This window comes from Kocuria tytonicola (assembly GCF_003687175.1).
GTDB classification, from domain to species: domain Bacteria; phylum Actinomycetota; class Actinomycetes; order Actinomycetales; family Micrococcaceae; genus Kocuria; species Kocuria tytonicola.
Genome location: NZ_RDEX01000001.1, coordinates 1 through 23,632 on the forward strand (window position 1 = coordinate 1; position 23,632 = coordinate 23,632).

General features: G+C 70.8%; 20 protein-coding genes and 1 pseudogene. 7 read left to right on the top strand and 14 right to left on the bottom strand.

Features of this window, described 5'->3' with window-relative positions:
- Positions 1–502: 502 nt before the first annotated feature.
- The 6 genes from EAE32_RS00005 to EAE32_RS00030 all read right to left on the bottom strand — a co-directional run bounded on the left by EAE32_RS00005 (position 503) and on the right by EAE32_RS00030 (position 8,223).
- On the bottom strand, positions 503–2,251 hold the full coding sequence (locus tag EAE32_RS00005; protein WP_121863759.1) for an AMP-binding protein: 1,749 nt from the start codon (positions 2,249–2,251) through the stop codon (positions 503–505).
- A 46-nt stretch (positions 2,252–2,297) separates the two neighbouring features.
- On the bottom strand, positions 2,298–3,557 hold the full coding sequence (locus EAE32_RS00010) for an acyl-CoA dehydrogenase family protein (RefSeq protein WP_121863760.1): 1,260 nt from the start codon (positions 3,555–3,557) through the stop codon (positions 2,298–2,300).
- A gap of 27 nt (positions 3,558–3,584) precedes the next feature.
- The gene (locus tag EAE32_RS00015; protein WP_121863761.1) at positions 3,585–5,684 is read right to left on the bottom strand and encodes a 3-hydroxyacyl-CoA dehydrogenase NAD-binding domain-containing protein; all 2,100 of its coding nucleotides are present in this window, start codon (positions 5,682–5,684) and stop codon (positions 3,585–3,587) included.
- 245 nt (positions 5,685–5,929) lie between these two features.
- Positions 5,930–6,700 carry a TetR/AcrR family transcriptional regulator gene (locus tag EAE32_RS00020; RefSeq protein ID WP_121863762.1) on the bottom strand — a complete coding sequence of 257 codons (771 nt, stop codon included), beginning with the start codon at positions 6,698–6,700 and terminating at the stop codon, positions 5,930–5,932.
- Positions 6,701–6,877: 177 nt separating this feature from the next.
- Complete coding sequence (locus EAE32_RS00025; protein WP_121863763.1) at positions 6,878–7,792, bottom strand: SMP-30/gluconolactonase/LRE family protein; 915 nt, start codon at positions 7,790–7,792, stop codon at positions 6,878–6,880.
- Positions 7,789–8,223 (bottom strand): acyl-CoA thioesterase, encoded by a 435-nt coding sequence (locus tag EAE32_RS00030; protein ID WP_121845696.1) that lies wholly within the window; start codon positions 8,221–8,223, stop codon positions 7,789–7,791. The genes EAE32_RS00025 and EAE32_RS00030 overlap by 4 nt, the downstream gene beginning before the upstream one ends.
- A gap of 159 nt (positions 8,224–8,382) precedes the next feature.
- Here EAE32_RS00030 and EAE32_RS00035 point away from each other — a divergent pair, with 159 nt between their 5' ends.
- Positions 8,383–9,624 carry an MFS transporter gene (locus EAE32_RS00035; protein ID WP_121863764.1) on the top strand — a complete coding sequence of 414 codons (1,242 nt, stop codon included), beginning with the start codon at positions 8,383–8,385 and terminating at the stop codon, positions 9,622–9,624.
- A 156-nt stretch (positions 9,625–9,780) separates the two neighbouring features.
- On the opposite strand, the gene EAE32_RS00040 is transcribed toward EAE32_RS00035, so the two are convergent.
- Both EAE32_RS00040 and EAE32_RS00045 read right to left on the bottom strand, forming a co-directional pair.
- Positions 9,781–11,376, bottom strand: a complete 1,596-nt coding sequence (locus EAE32_RS00040) for an amino acid permease (protein ID WP_121863765.1) — start codon at positions 11,374–11,376, stop codon at positions 9,781–9,783.
- A gap of 288 nt (positions 11,377–11,664) precedes the next feature.
- Positions 11,665–11,970, bottom strand: a complete 306-nt coding sequence (locus EAE32_RS00045; RefSeq protein WP_243635514.1) for a YdeI/OmpD-associated family protein — start codon at positions 11,968–11,970, stop codon at positions 11,665–11,667.
- 263 nt (positions 11,971–12,233) lie between these two features.
- On the opposite strand from EAE32_RS00045, the gene EAE32_RS00050 reads away from it, so the two are divergent.
- Entirely contained in the window at positions 12,234–13,427 is a 1,194-nt protein-coding gene (locus EAE32_RS00050; RefSeq protein ID WP_121863766.1) for a Fic family protein, read from the top strand.
- Between the two features lie 78 nt (positions 13,428–13,505).
- On the top strand, positions 13,506–14,003 hold the full coding sequence (locus EAE32_RS00055; protein ID WP_121845691.1) for a GNAT family N-acetyltransferase: 498 nt from the start codon (positions 13,506–13,508) through the stop codon (positions 14,001–14,003).
- 79 nt (positions 14,004–14,082) lie between these two features.
- Here EAE32_RS00055 and EAE32_RS00060 read toward each other — a convergent pair whose 3' ends face one another.
- The 3 genes from EAE32_RS00060 to EAE32_RS00070 are packed head-to-tail and all read right to left on the bottom strand — an operon-like array spanning position 14,083 to position 16,457.
- A complete protein-coding gene (locus EAE32_RS00060; protein ID WP_121845690.1) occupies positions 14,083–14,565 on the bottom strand; it encodes a MarR family winged helix-turn-helix transcriptional regulator in 483 nt (160 codons plus the stop codon).
- 5 nt (positions 14,566–14,570) lie between these two features.
- Entirely contained in the window at positions 14,571–15,221 is a 651-nt protein-coding gene (locus tag EAE32_RS00065; protein WP_121845689.1) for a CE1759 family FMN reductase, read from the bottom strand.
- 54 nt (positions 15,222–15,275) lie between these two features.
- Positions 15,276–16,457 (bottom strand): LLM class flavin-dependent oxidoreductase, encoded by a 1,182-nt coding sequence (locus EAE32_RS00070; RefSeq protein WP_121845688.1) that lies wholly within the window; start codon positions 16,455–16,457, stop codon positions 15,276–15,278.
- A 168-nt stretch (positions 16,458–16,625) separates the two neighbouring features.
- On the opposite strand from EAE32_RS00070, the gene EAE32_RS00075 reads away from it, so the two are divergent.
- The 4 genes from EAE32_RS00075 to EAE32_RS00090 are packed head-to-tail and all read left to right on the top strand — an operon-like array spanning position 16,626 to position 21,434.
- On the top strand, positions 16,626–17,384 hold the full coding sequence (locus EAE32_RS00075) for a LamB/YcsF family protein (protein ID WP_121863767.1): 759 nt from the start codon (positions 16,626–16,628) through the stop codon (positions 17,382–17,384).
- Positions 17,381–19,045 (top strand): 5-oxoprolinase subunit B/C family protein, encoded by a 1,665-nt coding sequence (locus EAE32_RS00080; RefSeq protein ID WP_121863768.1) that lies wholly within the window; start codon positions 17,381–17,383, stop codon positions 19,043–19,045. Before EAE32_RS00075 ends, EAE32_RS00080 begins: the two co-directional genes overlap by 4 nt.
- On the top strand, positions 19,042–20,787 hold the full coding sequence (locus EAE32_RS00085; RefSeq protein ID WP_121863769.1) for an acetyl/propionyl/methylcrotonyl-CoA carboxylase subunit alpha: 1,746 nt from the start codon (positions 19,042–19,044) through the stop codon (positions 20,785–20,787). The genes EAE32_RS00080 and EAE32_RS00085 overlap by 4 nt, the downstream gene beginning before the upstream one ends.
- Positions 20,784–21,434: a GntR family transcriptional regulator gene (locus EAE32_RS00090; protein WP_243635515.1), complete on the top strand. Its 651-nt coding sequence runs from the start codon at positions 20,784–20,786 to the stop codon at positions 21,432–21,434. The genes EAE32_RS00085 and EAE32_RS00090 overlap by 4 nt, the downstream gene beginning before the upstream one ends.
- Positions 21,435–21,465: 31 nt before the next feature.
- Here EAE32_RS00090 and EAE32_RS11840 read toward each other — a convergent pair.
- The 3 genes and pseudogenes from EAE32_RS11840 to EAE32_RS00100 all read right to left on the bottom strand — a co-directional run.
- Positions 21,466–21,615 (bottom strand): annotated as a pseudogene (locus EAE32_RS11840) (DUF1445 domain-containing protein); the annotation flags it as partial.
- Positions 21,576–22,727 carry an NRAMP family divalent metal transporter gene (locus EAE32_RS00095; protein WP_121864722.1) on the bottom strand — a complete coding sequence of 384 codons (1,152 nt, stop codon included), beginning with the start codon at positions 22,725–22,727 and terminating at the stop codon, positions 21,576–21,578. The gene EAE32_RS00095 and the pseudogene EAE32_RS11840, both read right to left, overlap by 40 nt.
- A gap of 324 nt (positions 22,728–23,051) precedes the next feature.
- A complete protein-coding gene (locus tag EAE32_RS00100; RefSeq protein ID WP_121845956.1) occupies positions 23,052–23,609 on the bottom strand; it encodes a DUF4870 domain-containing protein in 558 nt (185 codons plus the stop codon).
- Between the last annotated feature and the right edge of the window lie 23 nt (positions 23,610–23,632).

The following is a 23,632-nucleotide window of genomic DNA, read 5'->3' on the forward strand; positions in this document are numbered from 1 at the left end:
ATCAACCAAAAACAATCAAAATCTTTGGTATCAACAAACTAGACACACTATTGAGTTGACAAACAACACACCACATCTAAACCCGGTTCCAGGGCTTTGGATTGGAAGTTTGCGTTGCCGCGGTCTGGAAGCTCTTGGCTGTCCTTGTGGCAACTCGGCTAGCTTATCCGTTCCGTTCCGGGCCCGCAACTTCGCGTTTCTGCGTTGTTGCCTACCGGGTAGGTGTGGGGCTTGCCGACCTGCCGGACGAGCCTGTGGCTGCCTGTCCCTGCGGCGACTCGGAATACATTACACACGCCCGCTGACCTGCGCAAAACGGGCGCTTCGCCGCCAGGTGCCGAACAACCCGGGGTGGTTCCAGGCCCGCCAGCTGGCTTCCGCGCGCAGTTGCCTGGTCGCCATGTGGCCCTGCCCCACGAGCGCGCCAGGGCCATGAGCACCTCCCCTCGTCCGACCTCTACCCCAGAGCTCCTATCCCGGCCCCAGCCCCAGGCTGGGTGGGTCAGTCCCGCAGCAGGTTCTTGCGCACCTTGCCGGTGGCGGTGCGCGGCAGCTCGTCACTGAACACGATGCTGTCCGGGGCCTTGAACCCGCTGAGCTGCGCACGCACGTGGTGGCGCAGCTCGTCCTCGGTGACGGTGGCGCCGGAGACTCGGACCACGTGGGCCACCGGCCGCTCGCCCCACTTCTCGTGTGGTTGTCCCACCACCGCGACGTCGATGACGTCCGGGTGCGAGTAGAGAGCCTGTTCCACCTCGATGGATGAGATGTTTTCTCCCCCGGAGATGATGACGTCCTTGGCGCGGTCCGTCAGCTGGATGTACCCGTCCGGGTGCATGACTCCGAGGTCCCCGGTGTGGAACCAGCCCCCGGCAAAAGCCTTGCGCGTGGCCGGTGTGTCCTTGAAGTACCCGATCATCACACCGTTGCCCCGCAGCACCACCTCTCCCATGGAGACGCCGTCCGCGGGGACGTCCGCCATGTCCTGGTCCACGACCCGCGCGGACTCCGCCTGGATCATGGCGACACCCTGCCGGGACATCTGCTGAGCGCGCTCGGCCGGGGACAGGGTTCGCCACCCCTCCTGCGGCTCGCAGATGGTGAAGGGGCCGAACACCTCGGTGAGCCCGTACACGTGCACGAGGTCGAAGCCGCCGGCCTCCAGCCGTTCGATGATGCTCGGCGCCGGTGGAGCTCCTGCGGTGGTGATGCGAATGGGGTGCTCCAAGGCGTGCGCCTGCCGGGCGTCCACGATGGTGGAGCACACGGCCGGCGCTCCGCACAGGTGGGTGATGCCCCGGGTGTCGAACGCGTCCCAGATCTGATCCGCGCGCACGGCACGCAGACAGACGTGCGTTCCGCCGGCCGCGGTGACCGCCCAGGTGGTGCACCACCCGTTGCAGTGGAACATGGGCAGGGTCCAGAGGTACCGGGTCTCTCCCGTGAAACCGTTGTGGAACACCTCCCCCAGGCTGTTGAGATAGGCACCGCGGTGCGCGTAGAGCACGCCCTTGGGCCGTCCCGTGGTGCCCGAGGTGTAGTTCAGGGTGATGGGGGCGTTCTCGTCCGCAACCGTCCAGCTCACACCCGCGCCGAGACCTCCGCCTGCACCCGTCCCCTCCTCCGGGTGGGTGTCGAGAAACTCTTCGAACGTGGGAATCCCCTCTCCCACCCCGTCACGTACGGCGTGCACGTCCGCCTGCGGATCGGGAACCTGCACGAGCGCAACGTCCGTGCCCGTGCCCAGCGCCTCGGCCACGGTCTCCAGGACGGAGGTGTCCGCCAGGACCACCCGGGCCTCGCAGTGCTCCAGGATGTAGGCCAGCTCCCGCGCACTCAGCCGCGGGTTCAGGGGCACCAGAACGGCCCCCGCGGCCGGCACGGCATAGTGCGCCATGAGGGCCTCGGGAACGTTGGGCGCGACCACCGCCACCGTGGGCCAGGAGCGGTCCAGGAACTCGACGCCCTGGAACTCCTCGGCAGCACTCGCGGCGGCGTCGCCCGCACCCCGAACCGCGGTGCCGCGGCCCGCGGGTGCGGGGCGAGCGTCATCGCTCGGGCGTCCAGGAACGCGCTCCCCCGCAGCCGCGACGTACGGCAGCAGCGCCGTGGCGAACCGGCGCACATCGCGCTCGAACTCCCGGTAGGACCACTGGCGCTCGCCGTACATCACTGCTGGACGCTCCGGGAAGACCTCCGCGCTGCGCTTCAGGAAGCGCAACGGCGTGAGCGGCTCAGTGTTCGCGAACATGGTGCTCCTGGTGCATCCGGTCCGGGGAGCGTGGTGCCCCCGGGGCTCACTTGTAGGCGGAGATCCCGGTGATGGACTTGCCGATGATGAGAGCCTGAACCGTCTCCGTGCCCTCGTAGGTGTGGATGGCCTCGATGTCCGCGAAGTGCCGCGCGACCCGGTTCTCCATGAGGATGCCGTTGCCGCCCAGGAGATCGCGGGCGTTCATGGCCACCTGACGGGCGGTGCGGGTGGCGGTGTACTTGGCCAAGGATGCCTGGGGGCCGCTCAGCGTGCCTGCCTCTTCCTTGCGTGCCATGGCCATCACCAGGGTCTGGATGGAGGTCAGCTCGCTGAGCATGCGGGTGAGGCGCTCCTGCACGATCTGCGATGCCGCCAGCGGACGCCCGAACTGGTGCCGCTGCAGGGCGTAGTGCACCGCCGTCTCGTAGCACGCCTGCGCGTGTCCGACGGCCGCCCAGGCCACCCCGATGCGCGTGGCGAAGAGCACGGCGGAGGTGTCGCGGAAGTTCTTGGCGTGGGGCAGGACGTTCTCGGTGGGCACGAAGACGTTCTCGAGCGTGATCTCGGCCTGATGGATGGCCCGCAGGGCGAGCTTGGCCTTCATGGTGGTGCCCGTGTAGCCCTCGGACTCCTGGGGGACCACGAAACCGTGGACGGCGCCGTCCTCGTCGCTGCGGGCCCACACCACGGTGATGCCGCCCATGGAGCCGTTGCCAATCCACTTCTTGGCACCGTTGAGGATGTAGCCGCCCTCCACCGGCGTGGCCTTGCTCTCCAGACCGATGGAGTCCGAGCCGTGGGCGGGCTCGGTCAGGGCGAATGCGCCCAGCAGCCTGCCCGTGGCCATGTCCGGCAGCCAGCGCTTCTTCTGCTCCTCACTGCCGCACAGGGCAATGGAGCGCATGGCCAACCCGCCCTGGACGCCGGAGACGGTGGAGATGGATCCGTCCCCGCGGGAGAGCTCCATGGCCACCAGCCCCGCCGCCATCTTGGACATGGGGGGCATGCCGGGAACCTCCACACCGTCGCGCAGCAGGTCGAGCTCACCCATGCGTCGCACGAGGTCGAGGTTGTACTCCCCCCGGTCCCAGTACTCGGCGATGACGGGCAGAACGTCCTCCTGGACGAACTTCCGGGCACGCAGCTGGTGGGCGCGGTCCTCGTCCGTGACGTGGTCGAAGATCCCGGCCTCGTCCGTGGCGAGGGGTTCGTTCAGCGAGTAGTGCGGCTCGAGAGTGCCCGCGGGGAACTCCTCGGGGTGCTCGATGGTGATGCCGGTGGTCTCGGTGCTGTCCTTGCTCATGGGGTGTCCTCGATTCTGCGAAAGATGCTACTGCTGGGCGGCGTCGAAACGCTGTCCACGGACGCGCTCGGCAGCACCGCAGCGGTCCAGGTAGGGGGTGATGCCGCCCAGGTGGAACGGGTAGTTCGCGCCCAGGATCATGCACAGGTCCACGTCCCGCGCGGTGGCCACCACGCCCTCGTCCAGCATGTGGCCGATCTCGTCCGCGAGCGCGTCCTGGACGCGGGTGAGCAGCTCGCCGTCCGCGCCGTCACCGGCCTGGCCGGTGACACCGTTCTCCTGGCGGGTGCGCTCCAGCGCCTCGTGGGCCCCGGCGGACAGATAGGTCTCGGAGGTCTCTCCACGGGCCGGGAGGGTGTTCCTGAGACCGGCGTCCGCCACGGCGTCGAGCCACGGCGAGAGCGTGAAGCGGTCCGGGTAGGCGTCGTGCATGGTGTGCGTGATGTGCACCAGGACGGCAGGGCCCACGAAGTCCAGCAGCTGCAGCGGAGTCATGGGCAGGCCCATGGCGTCCAGCGCGTGGTCCACGGTCTCCGGATCTCCCCCGGCGTCCATGGCGCGGCCGATCTCGTCGAACATGCGGGTGAGCACGCGGTTGACCACGAAGCTCGGGGCGTCCTCCACGCGCACAGCGATGCGGCGCAGCTTGGCCGCGAGGTCGAAGGCGGTGGCCAGGGTGGAGTCGTCGGTCTTCTCACCGGCCACGATCTCGAGCAGCGGGGTGACCTCCACCGGGTTGAACACGTGGAAGCCCACGAGCCGCTCGGGGTGCTGGAGATCCCGCCCCATGGCGGTGATGGAGAGAGAGGAGGTGTTGGTGGCCAGGATGGCGTCCTCGCTGACCACCGGCTCCCACTGGGCGAAGACCTGGCGCTTGACGTCCAGTTCCTCGAACACGGCCTCGATCACGAATTCCGCGTCCGCGAGGTCCTCGGGGCTCGTGGCGCCGGTGATGAGGGAGCCCAGCTGCTCGGCCTGCTCCGGGGTCATGCGGCCTTTCTCGGCCTGGGCGGTGAAGCGGTCCCGCGTGCGCTGCACGCCGGTGGCGAGGCGCTCGTCGTCCAGGTCCGTCATGACCACCGGGATGCGGGCGCCCTGGGCAATGAGCGACGCCAGCTGTCCCGCCATGAGACCCGCACCGATCACGGCCGCCTTCCTGATCTTCCGCACGGGGGCATCCGGCACGTTCGCGGCCTGCTTGCTGCGAGCGCTCACGAGCTCGAACGCGTAGAGCGACGCACGCGCGGGCTCCGACTGGACGATCTCCTTGAAGGCCTCCACTGCGGCCTCGCCGTTCTCCACGCGGGACTCGGTGCGCGCGCGGCCCACGAGCTCGATGGCGGCAACAGGCCCGGGCGCGGCGCCGTGCCATGCCTTCTGGGCCTTCGCCGCGGCCTTCGCCACGGCGGCATCCCAGGTCTGCGCGTCATCGCTGGTGCGACGGGGCTCGCGCTTGCCCTCGAGGGCCTCGACGACCCAGTTCTGCCAGCCCGCCTCCCACTCCTGCGAACCGGGGGCACCGTCCAGCAGTGCGTCCACCAGGCCGATCTCCGCGGCCTTGGCCGGGTTGAGGTTCTTGCCGCGCATGGAATCGGTGACGATCACGTTGAGGGCGGCCTCCGCGCCGACCAGGTGCGGCAGGAGGTAGACACCGCCCCACCCCGGGAAGAAGCCCAGGTGGCACTCGGGCAGGCCCATGGGCGCCTTGCCGGAGGTGGCCAGCCGGTAGTCGGTGTGCAGCGCGAGTTCCAGGCCACCGCCGAGGGTCACACCGGTGATGAGGGAGAAGGTGGGGACGTCCATCTCGGCGAGGATTCCGAAAGCGTCGTGCCCAGAGCCCACGTACTCGTCCGACGTGCCGCTGAGCTGTGCCGCGCGGATTTCCTTGAGGTTCGCGCCGGCACCGAAGGACTTCTCGTTGCCGGTCACCACCACGGCCTCCACCTGGGAGGTGTCGATGGCCGCGAGCTCGCGCTGGAGCTGGCGCATGGCCTCCGACCCCCAGATCACGAGGCCGTTGGGTGCCGTGGAATCCAGCGTGACCAGTGCGATGGGCTTGTCCCTGCCGGGCAGCACGGGGGTGGTCACGGTGATGGTGACGGTGGACGGGAAGGACTGCTCGCTCACTCTTGACTCCTTGAGTCCGGATGCGGGTGGTGTGGACCACATTCTCTGCGTCCAGTCTGCCCTGAGACGCAGTCTCACGTCAAGACATCAGGGGCCGTCGAACAGGTCGGCCACCGGCGCCACCGGACCGAGCGGAAGCCGGATCCCACCGAACCTGCAGACGGCAGACCCCGCCGCGCCGCACCCGCCAAAGAGGGCGCCCCGCGTCGATGGGCCAGACCTCTCGGGCGGACCGACCGCACCCCTCAGCCGCGCAGCGCCTCGTACACCGACCGCGCAGCCTGCTCGGCCGCCTCGGCGGGGTCACCGCCCTCCGGGACGACCACGACGATGGGCGCGGCACCCGAGGACGACGCCGCGGCGTCGTCCTCCTGTCCGAAGCGCACCCCTGCGGGAACGAAGGAGATGTCCGCGGCGAACGGGCGCGCAGGCTCGTGCGCGACCACCCCGAACGCGGAGCACAGCCACGCGACGCGCCGGTGCAGTGAGCGCACGAGCCGTTCGCCGTGGTCCGCGCCCGGGTCCCGCAGCCACGTGCGCAGGAAGGCGTTGTGCACCGCCACGGTGGAGGATGCCAGGGCCACCGCCGTGACCCCCTGATCCGCGGAGGCGGGCAGCACGCGGCGCAGGAAGGCGTGGAAGACCCGCTCGTAGCGCGAGGACATGGCGATCTCGCGGTCCCGCAGCGACTCGACGCCCTGCAGCAGGTCGTGCCGGGCCACCGCCCGCCCCGGATGGTCCAGGTGGTGGCGGAACACCAGCTGCGCACCCTCCGCCAGGCCGGCCTGCGCCCCCAGGCCCGGTCGCTCCAGCAGCAGTTCCAACCGCTCCAGCGTGGCGGCGTGGTCGGCGAAGACGATGTCCTCCTTGCTGCCGTACTTCCGGAAGAACGTGGCCCGGCTGATGCCCGCGGCCTGGGCGAGCTGCTCCACGGTGGTTTCCAGGTAGCCGTGGTCCGCGAGCATGCGGATGGACCGGGTGACCACGTCCTCCTGGGCTCCGTCTGCCTGCTTCATCGGGCCTCCTCCTCAGACGGGCGGACTGTCTGGGGACGAGCGTAGCCGGAGTGAGACGGCGTCGCACGATCCGCCCACCGGTCAAGGACCGAACCACCCAGAAGACAACCCCGGTTCGGGTTCGGTCTGAGCCGTCTGCATTCCATGACAGGGCTTTCCGCATGTGTACCGCCGTGCTCAGCCCCCGAACGCGGCCGTGACCTGTCCCGGCACCGCCACGCGTACGGAGTAGAGGGACCCCGCCGTGGGCTGGACGTCCGAGGGGAGGTTCTCGCGCGACGTCGTGATGTAGAGCGTGCGCAGGTCCTCACCGCCCAGGGTGCACGCCGTGGTCTGCTTGACGCCCACGGTGACCACCGTGTCCAGGGTGCCGTCCGGGAGGTAGCGGTGGATCTGGCCGGCGCCGTTGAGGGCCACCCACACGGCGCCCTCGGAGTCCACGGTGAGCCCGTCCGGGCTCACGGAGACGCTGCCCGGCTCGTAGCCCTCCTGGGGGTCGGTGGCCTCGGCCGCGGCGTGCTCGTCCAGGACGGGCGCCACGAATGTGCGGCGGTTCTGCAACCCCTTCTCCGGGCTCCAGTCGAACACGGAGACCTCGTGGGTGGGGGTGTCGTTGTAGTAGGCCAGGGTCCCGTCCGGGGACCACGCGATGCCGTTGGAGATGCTCACGCCCTCCAGCACCGGCTCCCAGGTGAGGTCCGTGGCCACGCGGTACAGGGTCGCGGCGCCCTCGGCCTGGTCGTACGCCATGGACCCCACGTAGAAGGAGCCGTCCGGTGCCACACCGCCCTCGTTCATGCGGATGTCCGGGGTCTCCCACAGGGTGACCTCCCGCTCCACCGTGCCGGTCTCGTCCGTGAGCACCACGCCGCGCTCCACGGCGACGATCTGCCCGCCGTCCCTGCGGGGGCGCACGCACGCGGCCACCGCGCCCACGTGCTGACGGCGCGGCTGGTCCTGCGGGGTGAAGGTCATGACGTCCCCGGCGAGCATGTCCACCCACGCGAGCCCGGACCACTGCCTGCTCCAGCACGGGCCCTCGGCGTGGTGCATCCAGGACGGGGTGATCCGCTGCGCGGTGAGCTGGTTCACGGTTGCTGCCTCCTCGGGCTCGTGGGGGTGGGGATGCGATCACGGTCGTACGTGATCTCGGTGTAACCGTGCGGCACGGGCGTGCCGTCCTCGCCCAGGTTCACGAACACGATCTTGTCGATGCTCAGGATCAGCTCCCGCGTGATCATGTTGCGCACCTGCGCGCGCATGGTCAGGGACGTGCGCCCGAACGCCGTGGCGCTCAGGCCCATCTCGATGATGTCGCCCTCCACGGCGGAGGACACGAACTCGATCTCGGACATGTACTTGGTGACCGCGCGCCGGTTGCCCAGCTGCACGATCGCGTAGATCGCGGCTTCCTCGTCGATCCAGCGCAGCAACGATCCCCCGAACAGCGTGCCGTTCGCGTTGAGGTCCTCGGGCTTCACCCACTTGCGCGTGCGGAACGCGATGTCACCGTGCTGCTGCATGCCTCACAGCCTATGCGGGCACGGCAGTCCCTGCGCAACGCGGACGACGACGCCGCACGGCCGGGTCCCGGGCGCGGCCCACCTCGCGCGGGAACGCGGGCAGAACGCACCGCAGAGCGGGTGTGGCGCGCGGGCGGCGTCGTCGGCCATGATGCGGTCATGCAGGCAACCACGCGAGCGGCGAGCGCCGCGCCCCGGGATCCCGGTGCCGGTTTCCAGCGCAGGGTGCTGACCGTGCTGGCCCTGGGGCAGGTGCTGGGCGGGCTCGGGACGGGAGCCACCCTGGCGCTGGGGGCGCTGCTGCTCACGGAGGTCTCCGGGAACAGTGCGCTGTCCGGGCTGGCCTCGACCATGAACACCCTGGGTGCCGCCGTGGTGGCGATCCCGCTGGCACGTCTCGCGCAGCGGCGCGGACGGCGGGTCTCGCTGACGACCGGTGCGTTCGTGGCGATTGCGGGTGCGGCGGTGATCGTCGTGGCGGCCGCGCTCGGGGCGTTCCCCCTGCTGCTCGTGGGCATGGGACTGCTGGGGGCGGGTACAGCACTGAACCTGCAGTCGCGCTTCGCGGCCACGGACGTGGCCGCCCCGCGCACCCGGGCCCGGGACCTCTCCCTGGTGGTGTGGTCCACCACAGTGGGCGCCGTGGTGGGACCCAACCTCTTCGGCCCCGGTGAGGCGATCGGCACCGCGCTGGGGCTGCCGCGGTTCACGGGCGGGTTCGTCATCGCGCTGTGCGCTCAGGCCCTCGGCGCGGTGGTGTACTCGGTGGGGCTGCGCCCGGACCCTCTGGCGGTCGCCCTGGCCCGCAACGGCACCGCGGCGGGCAGGCCCCGTCCCACGGACGGTCTCTCGCTGCTGCGGACCGTGCCCGCCGCGCGCCGCGCCGTGCTCACGGTGGGACTGTCCCACGCCGTGATGGTGGCCGTGATGTCCATGACGCCCGTGCACCTCACGACCCACGGCGCCACGCTGTCCGCGGTGGGTCTGACCATCTCCCTGCACGTGGCCGGGATGTACGCCCTCTCCCCCGTGTTCGGCTGGCTCGCGGACGCGATCGGCCGCACCGGCACCGTGCTGCTCGGCCAGGCCCTGTTCGCCGCAGCTCTCGCGCTCACGTGGCTGGGCGCGGAGCACCAGCACATGGTTCTCGTCGCGCTGATCCTGCTGGGCCTGGGCTGGTCCGCCTCCACCGTGGCCGGGTCCACCATGGTCACCGAGTCGGTGGCCGCCCACGACCGCCCGGGCCTGCAGGGCACCTCGGACCTCGTGATGAACCTGTGCGGGGCGGCCGGCGGAGCGCTCGCCGGACCGGTCCTCGCGCTCGTGGGGTTCTCGGGCCTGGGCGTCGCGGCGCTGCTGCTGGTCCTCGTGAGCACCACGACGACGCTGCGCGCCCGCTGAGTGCGCCGGGGCCGCCCCGGGCCGGACCGCGCGTGGCCGGCCGGAGCCGAACGCCCCCGACGGGGAGAAGGGGGAGGCGCGTGCACACCGGCCGACGCCGCGGACGACGCCGCCCCGGCACGGTGACCGGGGCGGCGTCGTCGAACGGAGGGGGGGCTACTGCCGGTCCGCGTCACCCGGGCGCTCGGAATGACCAGGACGCCCGGCATCACCGGGACGCCCGGCGCGACGGGCCGCGCGGCGTCGTTCCCCCTCGGCCACCGGGGGCCCCACGACCACGGGGAACGCGCCCGTGTAGCCCTCGCGCTCGGCGGCAATCGCGCGGACGCGGTCCCGCACGAGGAACCAGCCGATGACGAGGATGGGCGCGACCACGGCCATCGAGGCGACGGTGAGGGTGCCCAGCGGGTAGTCGAGGGCCACGAGGACCATCACGCCCACGAGGAACGCCATGGTGAGCCAGTTGGTGTACGGCGCGAAGGGCGCGCGGTACGCGGGGCGCTGGTAGAGGCCCTGCTTGGCGAGGCGCACGAATTTCTGGTGCGGCAGCGTGATGGCCGCCCAGCCCACCAGGATGCCGATCGCGGAGATGTTCAGCACGATGCTGAACGCCTCCTCCGGCACGTAGTAGTTCAGGATGACGCCCAGCGCACCCACGCCCACGGTGAGCATGATCCCGCCCGCGGGAACGCCCGAGCGCGTCATCTTCCCCGTGAACTTGGGGGCGGAGCCCGCCATGGCCATGGAGTGCACGATGCGCCCCGTGGAGTACAGGCCCGCGTTCAGGGAGGACAGTGCGGCGGTGATGACCACGAGCTGCATGATGGGTCCGATGCCGTCGATCCCGATGGAGCTGAAGAACGTGACGAACGGGGACTCGTCCGCGGAGTACGCCGTGTAGGGCAGCAGCAGCGTGAGCAGCAGGACGGAGCCCACGTAGAACAGGGCGATGCGCAGGATCACGGTGTTGATGGCCTTGGGGATGGTCCTGCGGGGGTTCTCGGTCTCGCCCGCGGTGATGCCCACGAGCTCGATGCCGGAGTACGCGAAGACCACGCCCTGGGAGACCACGAGGGCGGGCAGCAGGCCGTTGGGCAGGATCCCGCCGTTCCCGGTGATCAGCGAGAAGCCGGTGGGGGCGCCCGTGGGGGTCCCGAAGATCACGAAGGCAACGCCCACGACCAGGAAGATCACGAGCGCGGAGACCTTGATGACCGCGAACCAGAACTCCATCTCCCCGAAGACCTTCACGGAGATGAGGTTGGTGATCATCACGACCACCAGCACCACCGCGGCCAGCAGCCACTGCGGCAGGTCCGCCACGAACTGGTTGTACTGCCCGAACCACTTCACGTAGATGGCCATGGCTGTGGCGTCCACCACCGTGGTGGAGGCCCACGAGAGCCAGTACATCCACCCCACGAAGTACGCGCTCTTCTCCCCGTAGAACTCGCGCGTGTAGGACACGAAGGAGCCGGAGGACGGCCGGTGCATGACCAGCTCCCCGAGCTGGCGCAGGATCAGGTAGCCGAAGAACCCGGCCACCGCGTACAGCAGGAACAGTGCCGGCCCGGCGTCCGCCAGGCCGCCGCCCGCCCCCAGGAACAGCCCGGTGCCGATCGAGCTGCCGATCGCGATCATGTTGATCTGGCGCGCAGTGAGCCCCTTGCTGTACCCCTCCTGCTCGGCGGCATACTGGGTGGTCGACTCGGGCCCGGGCGGGGGAGTGGCGCCGGCAGGGGTCGAGGACATGTGGGTACACCTTCGCTCGGTACGGGGATCACGCGCCCCGCCGCGGACCGGCAATGGGCACAAGGGAAGCCTAAGCGCTCAGGGTGGACGTTCGTAACCTGCGGCACACGTCGTGTCCACCCGGAGGTCTCCGGGGACGACGCCGCTCGGCTCGGTGCGCGGACGGGCGCCGGGTAGAGCGAACACCCCGGGACGGCGGGTGCCGGTGCGGCGCAGGGCAGGGCAGCGAGGCGGCGCGGCGTCGCCAGGCTCCCGCCACGCGAGGCGCGCTGTCTCCCGGGGTCCCGTTCAGCGGCCCGTGCGCTCCCGGTGCTTGCACCCGGGCCAGCAGCAGGGCCGGCGCTTACCCTCGTGCATCTCCTCACCCGTGCGACGGATGCGGCGGGCACGGGTCTCCGGCTTCTTGGCGTCCTCCACCCAGCACACGAACTCGTTGCGCCCCAGGGGGGTGAGCCCGCGCCACAGCTGCGCGGTCGCGGGGTCCGCGAGCAGCGACGCGGCGAGGTCCGCGGGCAGCTCGTGGACCACGCCGCCGGGGAGGGCGGTCTCCACCGTGTCCGCGGTCGGGGTGGTGGTCCTGGGGGTCTCCGTCACGGTGCGCTCCCTGCCGTGTTCATGGGTGAGGCTCGTCCTCACCACCGGTGAGTGTGCCACGGGGCCGGGGGGCCAGACACTCCCCCGGTAGTCCCGCGAGGTTCAGCACTGCCCATCTGACCCGGGGGGGCAGTGACTTCCCGGCCCATGGACCGCAGCGGTTGGTTCCCCAAGAGTGGCCCTTAGTGGGACGATGGGCGCGGATCGTCTCACTAAGCCGATTAATGGGACGAGCTGAGGATTTTTTCTGAGAAAGGACCGTCATGACGTCCTCGAGCTGGCCCGCCGTCGGACGGGAAACCCACCACTGGGTCCACCGCGACCCCATGGCATCGCGCCGCACGCTCCTGGAGAACCGAGGGGATTTCACCGCCGCAGTGGTGCCGGAGATCGCCCACCTCACCCCCGCTCTCGCCGGGGCTGCGGCCATGAGAGCACAGGAAGCGACACGTGCCATGACGGCTTTCGGGGTGACGTCCGACCGCATGGCTGCCCTGCCCTTCTCCGCAGTGCTCCTTCGTGGCGAATCCGCCACCAGCTCGCAGATCGAGAACCTCACGGTGCACGCCAGGAAGCTCTCCCTCGCGGCGGTGGGGGCACACGTGGGCGGCAATGCCGAACTGGTCGCTCGAAACGTCTTCGCCATGCGGGCGGCCATCGATGCCGCTTCCGACCTCAATGCCGACGCGGTGCGCCGCATGCACCGCGAACTCACCGACGGGGTGCAGGACGACGCCGGCGAGTTCCGGGACCAGTGGGTGTGGATCGGGGGCCGCTCCCCAGTCACAGCCAGCTATGTTGCGCCACGTCACGACGCCGTGCCGGCGGCCGTGGAGGACCTGGTGCTGTTCCTGCAGCGGCGGGATCTGGACCCCACGGTGCAGGCGGCCATCGCGCACGCCCAGTTCGAGACCATCCACCCGTTCACCGACGGGAACGGGCGCACCGGTCGCGCCATCGTCTCGTCCCTTCTCCGGGCCCGCGGGGTGGTCGGCAACGTGACCGTCCCCATCTCCTCGGGACTGCTGCACGACGTCGACGGGTACATCGCAGCTCTCACCGACTACCGGGCCGGCCGGCCCACGGCCATTGTCGAGTGCTTCGCCGACGCCGCACTGGCCTCACTGGCAAACGCATCCATCCTCATGGCTGATGTCGAAGCGTTCCACGACAGGGTCCTCGATTCCCGCCGACGAATCACGGCGTCCTTGCGTGCGGTCGCGCGGTTCTGCTGCTCCGAACCCGCTTTCACCGCGGGGATGCTGGAGAGCATCGGCGGGGTGCCCAAGGCCACCGCCTACCGCACCGTGGACGAGCTCACCACGGCGGGACTGATCCGACACGAGCAGTCGATCAAGGTGAAGGGGCAGAAAGTCTGGGTGGTCCCGGCGGTCCTCACCGCTCTGGACGAGTTCGCCGAGCGCGCGGGCCGCCGCACCTACGGTTCCAGTGCGTGAACACCCCGGCAGCCTGGACCGTGACCGCCCAGCCGGTACGGGGGTTGCACCACACGGCATCCGTGCCAGCATGGCGTCATGGCACTGACACTGCGGCATCTCACCCCCGAGGACGAACCCGTGGTCCGTGCGCTGCACGAGCAGCTGCTCCGGGACGACTTCGACTTCCTCCTCGAGAAGGGGACCTGGGAGGAGGTCCTGGAAGCCACGGCACGACAGTCCCGGGACACCAACCTGCCGCCCGGACGGGTCCGTGCGGACTACCTCCTGGCCGAGGTGGACGGGCAGGTGGTGGGCAGGACCTCCATCCGGTACGCCCTCAACGACCACCTCCTCCGGGTGGGCGGTCACGTGGGCTACGGCGTGGGCCCCGAGTTCCGTCGCCGCGGCCACGCCACGGAGATCCTGCGGCAGTCCGTGGAGCGCCTGCGGGAGAACGGGGTCCACCGCGTGCTCGTCACCTGCGCTGACGACAACGCCGGGTCCACCGGTGCCATCGTGGCATGCGGCGGGGTCCTGGAGAACGTGGTGGTGGACGACGCCGGCCGCCCCACGCGCCGCTACTGGATCGACTGAGGGCCGCGGCCCCCGTCTCGCCGGGAGAGAAGTGCTCGCCGAGACATACCTGGAACGGCATCCAAACCTGGCACGAGCCCTACTCCTCCCCCAGCCCGCGCGCCAGGTGGGCCATGAGATCGCCCAGCCGGGCGACGTCGTCCCCCGAGAGCGACGCGAAGAACAGCTCCTCCACGTCCCGCGCGTGGGCGGGGCGCAGGCGCCGGAACGCCTGGGCGCCCTCCGCGGTGAGCACGGCCTCCCAGCCGCGCCCGTCCCCGCGGGCACGACGCCGCTGCACCCAGCCCCGCTCCCCCAGCACCTTGACCTGGTAGTTCAACCGGGACGGCGAGAACACGAGGCGGCGGGCCAGCTCGCCCATGCGCAGACAGTGCTCGGGGGCGCCGTGGAGCAGCAGGAGCAGCTGGTACTCCATGAGCGAGCAGCCGTGGGCCTTGAGCCGCTCCTCGATCCGCGACGTCAGGCGCGCGGTGGTCTCGAAGTAGAGCTGCCACGTGTCCCAGCGGCCGGGGGCAGCGGGCGCGTCCTGGTGCGCCGCGGGATCGTGCGGCGGCTCGGGCATGGTGCTCATCGTTGCACCGAGGCCAGGAGGTCCGCGAAGTCCGGGACGGTGGCGAACTCGTCGCGCACCTCCCGCGCGGGTCGTGCCGGGGCCGACGACGCCGCCAGGCCCCGGTTCCCGGCGTCGAGCATGCCCGCGAGCGCCGCGCCGGCCCGCTCGATCCGGGACTGCAGGGACGCGTCCGCCCAGTCCTCCGTGGCGGCATACACGCCGATGGGCAGCGTGAGCGCCTTGAGGTAGCTCATCAGCGGGCGCAGGGCGGTGTCCAGGACCAGGGAGTGCCGCGGAGATCCGCCTGTGGCCGCAACCACCGTGGGCAGGTTCTCCAGGGCGCCCTCGTCGAACAGGTCGAAGAACTCCTTGAACAGCCCCGAGTAGCTCGCCTTGTACGTGGGGGTGGCCGCGACCAGGGCGTCTGCGGTGAGCACGGCGTCCATCGCGGCCTGCACGGGCTCGGGCACCATGCCGGTCAGCATGGCGTCCGTGATCCCGTGGGCGATGTCCCGCAGGGTCACGAGGCGGACCTCTGGCTCCTGCCCACCGCCGCGGACCACGGCGTCGCTCGCGGCCTGTCCGACCGCGCGGGCCAGCCGCGTGGTGGACGCGTCCTCGGACAGTCCCGCGGTCACCACCGCGATGCTCCGTCGATCGGTCATGGTGCACTCTCCTCACGTCCTGCTTCCACTGTCTGTCCCGAGCGGGGACGGACGCTACTTCTTCGAGTCCTGCTGCGCCGCCTCAGCGGCCTCGGCCTTCGCCGCGCGGTCCTTGGCGGCCTGCGAGTCCGGGCCACCACCGGGGATCGGGTCCTTGCCCGCCAGGTGGCGAGCCACGAGGGACTCGTGGGTCGGGGCCTGCGGCACGTGGGCCGGACGCAGCGCGTCGAACTCCTTGCGCAGCACGGGGAAGACCTCTTCCCCGAGCATGTCCATCTGCTCCAGAACCGTCTTCAGGGGCAGACCGGCGTGGTCGACCAGGAACAGCTGCCGCTGGTAGTCACCGGCGTAGTCCCGGAAGGACAGCGTGCGCTCGATGACCTGCTGGGGCGAGCCCACCGTCAGCGGCGTCTGCTCCATGAAGCTCTCGAGCGACGGCCCGTGCCCGTACACCGGCGCGTTGTCGAAGTACGGACGGAACTGCCGCACGGCGTCCTGCGAGTTCTTGGCCATGAACACCTGACCGCCCAGACCCACGATCGCCTGGTCTGCGGAGCCGTGACCGTAGTACTCGTAGCGCTGGCGGTAGAACGCCACCATCCGCTCGGTGTGCTCCTTGTTCCAGAAGATGTTGTTGTGGAAGAAGCCGTCACCGTAGAACGCGGCCTGCTCCGGGATCTCCGGGGAGCGGATGGAACCGTGCCACACGAACGGCGGGACGTCGTCCATGGGCCGCGGCGTGGCGGTGAAGCCCTGCAGCGGGGTGCGGAAGCGCCCGGAGAAGTTCACGTTCTCCTCGCGCCACAGCTTGTGCAGCAGCTGGTAGTTCTCCACGGCCAGCGGGATGCCCTGGCGGATGTCCTTGCCGAACCACGGGTACACCGGCCCGGTGTTGCCGCGGCCGAGCGTGAGGTCCACGCGGCCGTCCGCGAGGTGCTGCGCGTACGCGTAGTCCTCCGCGATGCGCACGGGGTCCGTGGTGGTGATCAGGGTGGTCGCGGTGCTCAGCTGGATGTTCTCCGTCTGAGCCGCCACCGCACCCATGAGCACCGGCGGGTTGGCCGGGGCCGCGAACGGCGGGTTGTGGTGCTGGCCCGTGGCGAACACGTCCATGCCCAGTTCCTCGGCCTTCTTGGCCATGGCCACCGTGGCCTTGATGCGCTCGTGCTCCGTGGGGGTCTTTCCCGTGGTGGGGTCCGTGGTCACGTCGCCGATGGTGAAGATTCCGAGTTGCATCGTGTGTTCCTCCTCTGACGAAGCCGGTGTCCGTCGCGATCATCTACTTCAAATTTGAAGTACCCGTGTAAGGAGCGGGGACGGGGAAATATTCCCGGGTGGATTGTTGAACAATTTGCACCCCATCAGGCATGCTGAGGGATCACAGGAATGAGACGGGGGTCACGCATGACGGTCATGGATCTGAACAGCGACGTCGGCGAGTCGTTCGGCAACTGGAGCATGGGGGACGACGCCGCCATCTTCCGTTCCGTCTCCAGCGCCAACGTGGCCTGCGGCTTCCACGCCGGGGACCCCTCGGTGATGGCTCAGACCTGCCGGGACGCGGCCGCCGCGGGCGTCACGGTGGGTGCCCACGTGGCGTACCGGGACCTCGCGGGCTTCGGGCGCCGCTTCCTGGACTGCTCCCCCACCGAGCTCGCGGACGACGTCCTCTACCAGATGGGGGCGCTCGACGCCGTGGCCCGCAGCGCCGGGACCGCCGTGCGCTATGTCAAGCCCCACGGCGCCCTCTACAACACGATCGCCCACCACGAGGCCCACGCCCAGGCCGTCGTGGACGCCGTCGCCGCGTTCGGCGGGGACCTCCCTCTGCTGCTGCTGCCCGGATCCGTGGCCCTGGAGAAGGCCGAGCGCGCCGGGCTCCGCGGGGTCGCAGAAGCCTTTGCGGACCGCGGATACACCCCGGACGGCCGCCTGGTCTCCCGCCGCGAGCCGGGTGCCGTGCTGCACGACGCCGCCGAGGTCACACGACGCATGATCCGTCTGGCCGAGGACGGCACGCTCACCGCGGTGGACGGCTCCACCGTGCGGATCGCGGCGCAGAGCATCTGCGTGCACGGGGACACCCCCGGTTCCGCCGCGATGGCCGCTGAAGTGCGCCGCGGTCTCGAGGACGCCGGTGTCACCATCCGGTCCTTCGCATGAACCACGGTTCCGTCTTCGCGCAGGGCCACCGCCCATCCGGCAGCGCCCGGGCCTCTCCCGCGGTGCGGTGGGCGGGCACGGAGGCGTTCCTCCTGGACTGCGGGGGTCTGGAGGACGTGGCCCGGTGGCACGCCCACCTCTCGGCACACCCCTTCCCCGGCCAGACGGACGTCCTCGCGGCGGCCGCCACCGTGCTCGTCTCGTTCGCCTCGGCGCGAGCCGCGCGGGCGGCTGCGGACGCCGTCGGGGACGTGCACCCGGCGTCGTCCACCCAGAGCCAGGGCAGAACCGTGGAGATCCCGGTGGTCTACGACGGCGAGGACCTCGCGGAGGTCGCCCGGCTCACCGGCATGAGCGAACAGGGCGTGGTCCACACCCACACCGGCACCGCCTGGACTGCCGCCTTTGGCGGCTTCGCCCCGGGCTTTGCGTACCTGGTCGCGCATGGAAACCCCCTGGACATCCCCCGCCGAGACGCCCCGCGCACCGCCGTTCCTGCGGGGTCGGTGGCGCTCGCCGGCACGTTCTCCGCGGTCTACCCCCGCCGCTCACCGGGTGGCTGGCAGCTGATCGGGCACACCGACGCCGTCCTGTGGGACGAGGACCGCGAGCCCCCCGCACTGATCCGCCCCGGGGACACGGTCCGCTACCGCGCGGTGCGGGAGCTCGTGACGGTGGCCGACGACGCCACCGGATCCGTCGCTGCGCCGATGCCCGCCGGCTGCCACGCCCTCGCGGTCGAGCACCCCGGGATGCAGACGCTCGTCCAGGACCTGGGCCGTCCAGGGCTGAGTGACCTGGGAGTTGTCGCCTCCGGGGCCGCAGACCGCCCCTCCGCCGCGCAGGCGAATCGACTCGTGGGCAACCCGGAGCACGGAGCCGTCCTCGAGGTCGTCCTGGGCGGGCTGAGCATCACCGCCCGCGGGCACCACGCACTGGCTCTCACCGGGGCGCCCGCGGCTGCCACCATCACCGATCCCTCCGGCGAGAACGCGCGGTCGGCACCGTTCTGTGCACCGTTCGCCCTCTACGACGGTCAACGCCTCACCGTGGCCGCGCCCTCCTCCGGGCTGCGCAGCTATCTCGCCGTGCGCGGCGGCGTCGACGTCCCCGAGGTGCTCGGCAGCCGCTCGACCGACGTGATGTCCGGGATCGGCCCCGGGCCGCTCGCCGCAGGCGACGACCTGCCCGTGGGCCCCGCGCCGCGCCGCGCCGTGGGCCTGCCCGAACTGCCCGTCACGCGCATCCCGGAGGCGGACGAAGTCGTCCCGCTACGGATCAGCGCCGGTCCCCGCGACGACTGGTTCACCGACGACTCCCTCACGGCCCTGACCGGACGCACGTGGCGCGTGAGCACCGACACCAACCGCGTGGGCGTGCGCTTCGAGGATCCCTCGGACGGGCAGCGCCTGGAACGCTCACGTCCGGAGGAGCTCGCGAGCGAGGGCGTGGCCACCGGATCGCTGCAGGTGCCGCACTCGGGGGTGCCCGTCCTGTTCCTGGCCGATCATCCCGTGACCGGGGGCTATCCGGTGATTGCCGTGGTGACCCCGGAGGACCTCCCCCTCGCGGCGCAGCTCGCGCCCGGCGCCACAGTCCGCTTCGTTCCGTCCGACGACTACATTCCCTCGCACGACACCCCGTCAGGAGACACCGCATGAAGAAGGTCTTGATCGCCAACCGCGGGGAGATTGCCGTGCGCCTCGTCCGCGCGTGCGCGGACGCGGGGCTGACCTCCGTGGCCGTGTACTCCACTCCGGATGCGGAGGCGATGCACGTCCACATGGCTGATGAGGCATATGCCCTGGAGGGCTCTGCCTCCACCGAAACGTACCTGAACATCCCGGCGGTGCTCGCGGTGGCCGAACGCTCCGGCGCGGACGCGGTGCACCCCGGCTACGGGTTCCTGTCCGAGAACGCGGACTTCGCACGCGCCGTCGAGGCCGCAGGTCTCACCTGGATCGGCCCGCCCGCTGCTGTCATCGAGGCGCTGGGGAACAAGGTCACCGCCCGGGAGATCGCGGTGCGTGCCGGGGCCCCGCTGGTCCCGGGCACGGACGGCCCGGTGGACGACGCCGCCGGGGCCCGCGCGTTCGCCGAGGAGCACGGCCTGCCCATCGCCATCAAGGCCGCGTTCGGCGGTGGCGGTCGCGGGATGCGCATCGCCCGGGAGATGGCGGAGGTGGAGTCCGCGTTCGACGCCGCGGTGCGCGAGGCCACCGGTGCGTTCGGGCGCGGCGAGTGCTTCGTGGAGCGTTTCCTGGACCGGCCCCGCCACGTGGAGGCGCAGGTGCTCGCGGACACGCACGGCAACGTCGTCGTGGTGGGAACGCGCGACTGCTCCCTGCAGCGTCGGCACCAGAAGCTCGTGGAGGAGGCCCCTGCCCCGTTCCTCACGGACGAGCAGCGCAGCGCCCTGCACGAGTCCGCGCGCGCGATCTGCCGCGAGGCCGGTTACACCGGCGCGGGCACGGTGGAGTACCTCGTGGCCCCTGACGGCCTCATCTCCTTCCTGGAGGTCAACACGCGGCTGCAGGTGGAGCACCCCGTCACGGAGCAGACCGCGGGCGTGGACCTGGTGCGCGAACAGTTCCGGGTGGCACAGGGGCTGCCGCTGAGCCTCACCGAGGACCCGGAGCCGCACGGGCATGCGTTCGAGTTCCGGCTCAACGCGGAAGACCCCGCCCTCGGGTTCCTGCCCTCCCCCGGCACGGTGGAGACCTTCGAGGCCCCCACCGGCGCGGGTGTGCGCGTGGACACCGGTGTCCGCTCCGGCTCCACGGTCCCGGCCGAGTACGACTCCCTGCTGGCCAAACTGATCGTGTGGGGAGAGGACCGCCAGCAGGCCCTCGTGCGCTCCCGCGCCGCCCTGAAGGAACTGACGGTCCGCGGCCTGCCCACCGTGGTGCCGTTCCACCGCGCCGTGCTGGAGGAGTCCGCGTTCACGTCCGGGGACGGCCTCGGCGTGTGGACCACGTGGATCGAGGACGAGTTCGCGGCCGAGCTCGAAGCATCCCCCCACCTCGCCCCGGACGCTGTCGGGCGCACCACAGTCACCCTCGACGTGGACGGCCGTGCGGTGCGGGTGGGCCTGCCCGGCGACCTCGCGGACGCGCTGCTCCGTGGCGGCGCGGGAGGTGCCACGGGAGACCGCGGCGGCACCGCGGCGTCGTCGTCCTCCGCGTCCGACGACGCCGCGCTCACCGCCCCCGTGAACGGCACCGTGGTCGCGTGGCTCGTCGAGGACGGGGAGAGCGTGCAGGAGGGCCAGTCCGTGCTGGTGGTGGAGGCCATGAAGATGGAGACGCCCGTGCGCGCCCACCGGTCGGGGACGCTGCGCCACGGCGAGATCGTGAAGGGCGACGCCGTGCGCGCGGGCCAGTCGCTGGGGGAGATCGCGTGAGCGCGCCGCGGGCGGTCGAGGACACCCAGGCCAGCGCGCACGCGGCCGCCCGGCTGCGCACCATGATCTCCGACGGCGCCCTGCGCCCGGGGGCCAAGCTCTCCGAGCAGACCGTGGCGGGTGAGCTGGGGGTCTCCCGCAACACGCTGCGGGAGTCGTTCACCACCCTCGCCGCCGAGGGCCTCGTGGACCGCATCCCCCACCGGGGCGTCTTCGTGATGGACCCAGGCACCGAGGACGTCCGGGACCTGTATGCCGCACGCGGCATCCTCGAGACCGGCGCGGTGCTGTGGGGCGAGCTGGACGAGGCACTGCTCGCCCGGCTGCAGGACACCGTGTCCGAGGCGCTGGCGGCCAGGGACTCCGGGAACGTGGCGGGCATGGGGAACGCGAACCAGCGCTTCCACCGCGAACTCGTCACGGGGTGCGGCTCGACCTCCCTGCTCACCGAGATGGACCGCATCCTCGCGCGCATGCGCCTGGTGTTCCACCTGATGACCGAGGACCCGCGGTTCCACGCACGCTACGCGGTGCGCAACGCCGAGGTCCTGGATGTGCTGCAGACCGGGGACCGGGAACGGGCGGCGAGCCTTCTCCGGGAGTCGCTCGTGGCGGCACGGGAAGAGCTCCTCGCCCACGTGGGCTGAGGTGCCACAGCGCTCGCGCGGCGGGAACTCAGGCCAGCTCCCGCGGCACGACGACCAGGTTGGCCTGCGCGTGGCCGGGGGCCATGCCCGCGGTGGGGCGCACCAGCCCCGCCCGGAAGCGCGCACGGGCCTGCGCGGGCGTCAGGACCACAGTTTTGCCAGTCCCGCGAGCGAGTTCCAGGCGAGGAACACGGTGAGCAGCCACGCGAGCACGCCCACGACCAGCAGCCACGCCGGGTAGCGGTACCCGTCCAGCAGGTCACGACGGCGCCAGCCCACCCACAGCAGGATGGCGAAGCCGAACGGCAGGATCAGCCCGTTGAAGGCCCCGGCGAAGATCAGCAGGGTCTGGGGCGCCTTGCCCAGCACCAGGTAGAGCACCGCGCAGACCAGGATGAACCCCACCGTGAGGAGGTTCCGGGTGCGGGGGCTGCCCGTGGAGGCGGTCACGAACGAGATGGACGTGAACGCCGCACCGATCACGGAGGTCAGCGCCGCGGCCCACAGCACCACACCGAAGATCCGCACGCCGACCTCCCCGGCGGCCGCCCCGAACGCGTCAGCGGCCATATGGTCGCCGGACAGCGCCACACCTCCGGCCACCACGCCGAAGATCGCGAGGAACAGCAGCACGCGCATGATCCCGGTGACCACGATCCCCAGCACGGACGTGCGCGTGATGTGGCGAACGCTGTCCACCCCGGTGACCCCGGAGTCGATCATGCGGTGGGCACCGGAGTAGGTGATGTAGCCGCCCACGGTGCCGCCGATGAGCGTGGTGATCACCAGGAAGTCCACCTGCTCCGGCAGCACGGTGTTCTTGAGCGCCTCGCCCACGGGAGGCGCGGCCACCACGGCCACGTACATCATGAGCAGGATCATCACGGCACCCAGGCCCACCACGATCCGGTCCAGGGCCAGCCCCGCGCGCTTGGACAGGAACACGAGGACCGCGATGCCCGCGGAGATGGCCCCGCCGATCCGGGGATCCAGGCCCAGCATGGCGTTCAGGCCCAGCCCGGTGCCCGCGATGTTGCCGATGTTGAACACCGCACCGCCCAGGAACACGAGCGCGGCCAGCACGTACCCGGCACCGGGCAGCACGCGGTTGGCCAGCTCCTGCGCGCGCATCCCGGAGACGCCGATGACCCGCCACACGTTCAGCTGCACGGCGATGTCCACCAGGATGGACAGCAGGATGGCGAACGCGAAAGCCGCCCCCAGCTGCACCGTGAACACGGTGGTCTGGGTGATGAACCCCGGGCCGATCGCACTCGTGGCCATGAGGAACATGGCGCCCAGCAGCGCGCTGCGGTGACCGCTCGGCTTCGCGCCGGGCACCTGCTGCGGCCCGGACGACGGCGCCTGCGAACCCGGGTGTTCGGGCGGCCCCGACGGTTCGTGGGACTGCGGGCGGGGAGAGACTGCGGACATGGATCCATCCAGGGGTTCACGTGAGCGGAGTCACACGGCGGGTGATGCGTGAACTCTACCGGTTGTTCAACAATTCGCCCAGGGGATTGTTGAACAATTCTCCCCGCCTGCCGGGGCCCTGAAACGCCGCACGGCCCGGCCCCCACGTGGGGAACCGGGCCGTGCGGCGTCGTCGTGGACCGTTCAGCGCAGGATGGGCAGCTGGAACGGGTAGCGGTACGCCTCACCGTGGCCGGCCTTGACGGCGGCGATGATGTGGAACACGAACAGCAGGACCCAGTACGCGGCCATCAGGATGAAGCCGACGGGCAGCAGGATCACCGTGAAGACGCAGATCCACCCCACCACGTTGATGAGCCACAGGGTCACGTTGAAGTTGAACGCCCCCGCGGCGGCCGAGCGCAGGAAAGGGCTCTTGTCCTTGTAGACGAACCAGACGATGAGTGGACCCAGGAAGCCGAGTGAGCCCACGGAGACGAGAGCCGCAATGGGCCCGGCCAGGTGCGTCAGCACGGCCACGGTCTTCTCGTCGTCCCGCGGCCCGGAGGATCCCCGGCGATTCCCGCCGGGGGTGCCGGGACCCGGACCGTAGCCGGGGCCTCCCGGGTAGCCGCCGTGGGGCGCGCCGAACTGCGGCCCACCGGGGTAGCCACCCTGGGGGCCGCCGGGCTGCCCCTGGAGATCGGGGCGGCTCTCGGGTGCGCGGTAGTCGGGACGCGGCTGCTGCGGTTCGTTGCTCATGTCATCTCCGTGGGGTCCGAGCC

What these genes read in the sequence shown, in the direction of transcription:
- EAE32_RS00005 (WP_121863759.1), bottom strand. Translation starts at nt 2,251, where the DNA reads ATGTTCGCGAACACTGAGCCGCTCACGCCGTTGCGCTTCCTGAAGCGC.
- EAE32_RS00010 (WP_121863760.1), bottom strand. Translation starts at nt 3,557, where the DNA reads ATGAGCAAGGACAGCACCGAGACCACCGGCATCACCATCGAGCACCCC.
- EAE32_RS00020 (WP_121863762.1), bottom strand. Translation starts at nt 6,700, where the DNA reads ATGAAGCAGGCAGACGGAGCCCAGGAGGACGTGGTCACCCGGTCCATC.
- EAE32_RS00030 (WP_121845696.1), bottom strand. Translation starts at nt 8,223, where the DNA reads ATGCAGCAGCACGGTGACATCGCGTTCCGCACGCGCAAGTGGGTGAAG.
- EAE32_RS00035 (WP_121863764.1), top strand. Translation starts at nt 8,383, where the DNA reads ATGCAGGCAACCACGCGAGCGGCGAGCGCCGCGCCCCGGGATCCCGGT.
- EAE32_RS00040 (WP_121863765.1), bottom strand. Translation starts at nt 11,376, where the DNA reads ATGTCCTCGACCCCTGCCGGCGCCACTCCCCCGCCCGGGCCCGAGTCG.
- EAE32_RS00050 (WP_121863766.1), top strand. Translation starts at nt 12,234, where the DNA reads ATGACGTCCTCGAGCTGGCCCGCCGTCGGACGGGAAACCCACCACTGG.
- EAE32_RS00055 (WP_121845691.1), top strand. Translation starts at nt 13,506, where the DNA reads ATGGCACTGACACTGCGGCATCTCACCCCCGAGGACGAACCCGTGGTC.
- EAE32_RS00060 (WP_121845690.1), bottom strand. Translation starts at nt 14,565, where the DNA reads ATGCCCGAGCCGCCGCACGATCCCGCGGCGCACCAGGACGCGCCCGCT.
- EAE32_RS00065 (WP_121845689.1), bottom strand. Translation starts at nt 15,221, where the DNA reads ATGACCGATCGACGGAGCATCGCGGTGGTGACCGCGGGACTGTCCGAG.
- EAE32_RS00070 (WP_121845688.1), bottom strand. Translation starts at nt 16,457, where the DNA reads ATGCAACTCGGAATCTTCACCATCGGCGACGTGACCACGGACCCCACC.
- EAE32_RS00075 (WP_121863767.1), top strand. Translation starts at nt 16,626, where the DNA reads ATGACGGTCATGGATCTGAACAGCGACGTCGGCGAGTCGTTCGGCAAC.
- EAE32_RS00080 (WP_121863768.1), top strand. Translation starts at nt 17,381, where the DNA reads ATGAACCACGGTTCCGTCTTCGCGCAGGGCCACCGCCCATCCGGCAGC.
- EAE32_RS00085 (WP_121863769.1), top strand. Translation starts at nt 19,042, where the DNA reads ATGAAGAAGGTCTTGATCGCCAACCGCGGGGAGATTGCCGTGCGCCTC.
- EAE32_RS00095 (WP_121864722.1), bottom strand. Translation starts at nt 22,727, where the DNA reads ATGTTCCTCATGGCCACGAGTGCGATCGGCCCGGGGTTCATCACCCAG.
- EAE32_RS00100 (WP_121845956.1), bottom strand. Translation starts at nt 23,609, where the DNA reads ATGAGCAACGAACCGCAGCAGCCGCGTCCCGACTACCGCGCACCCGAG.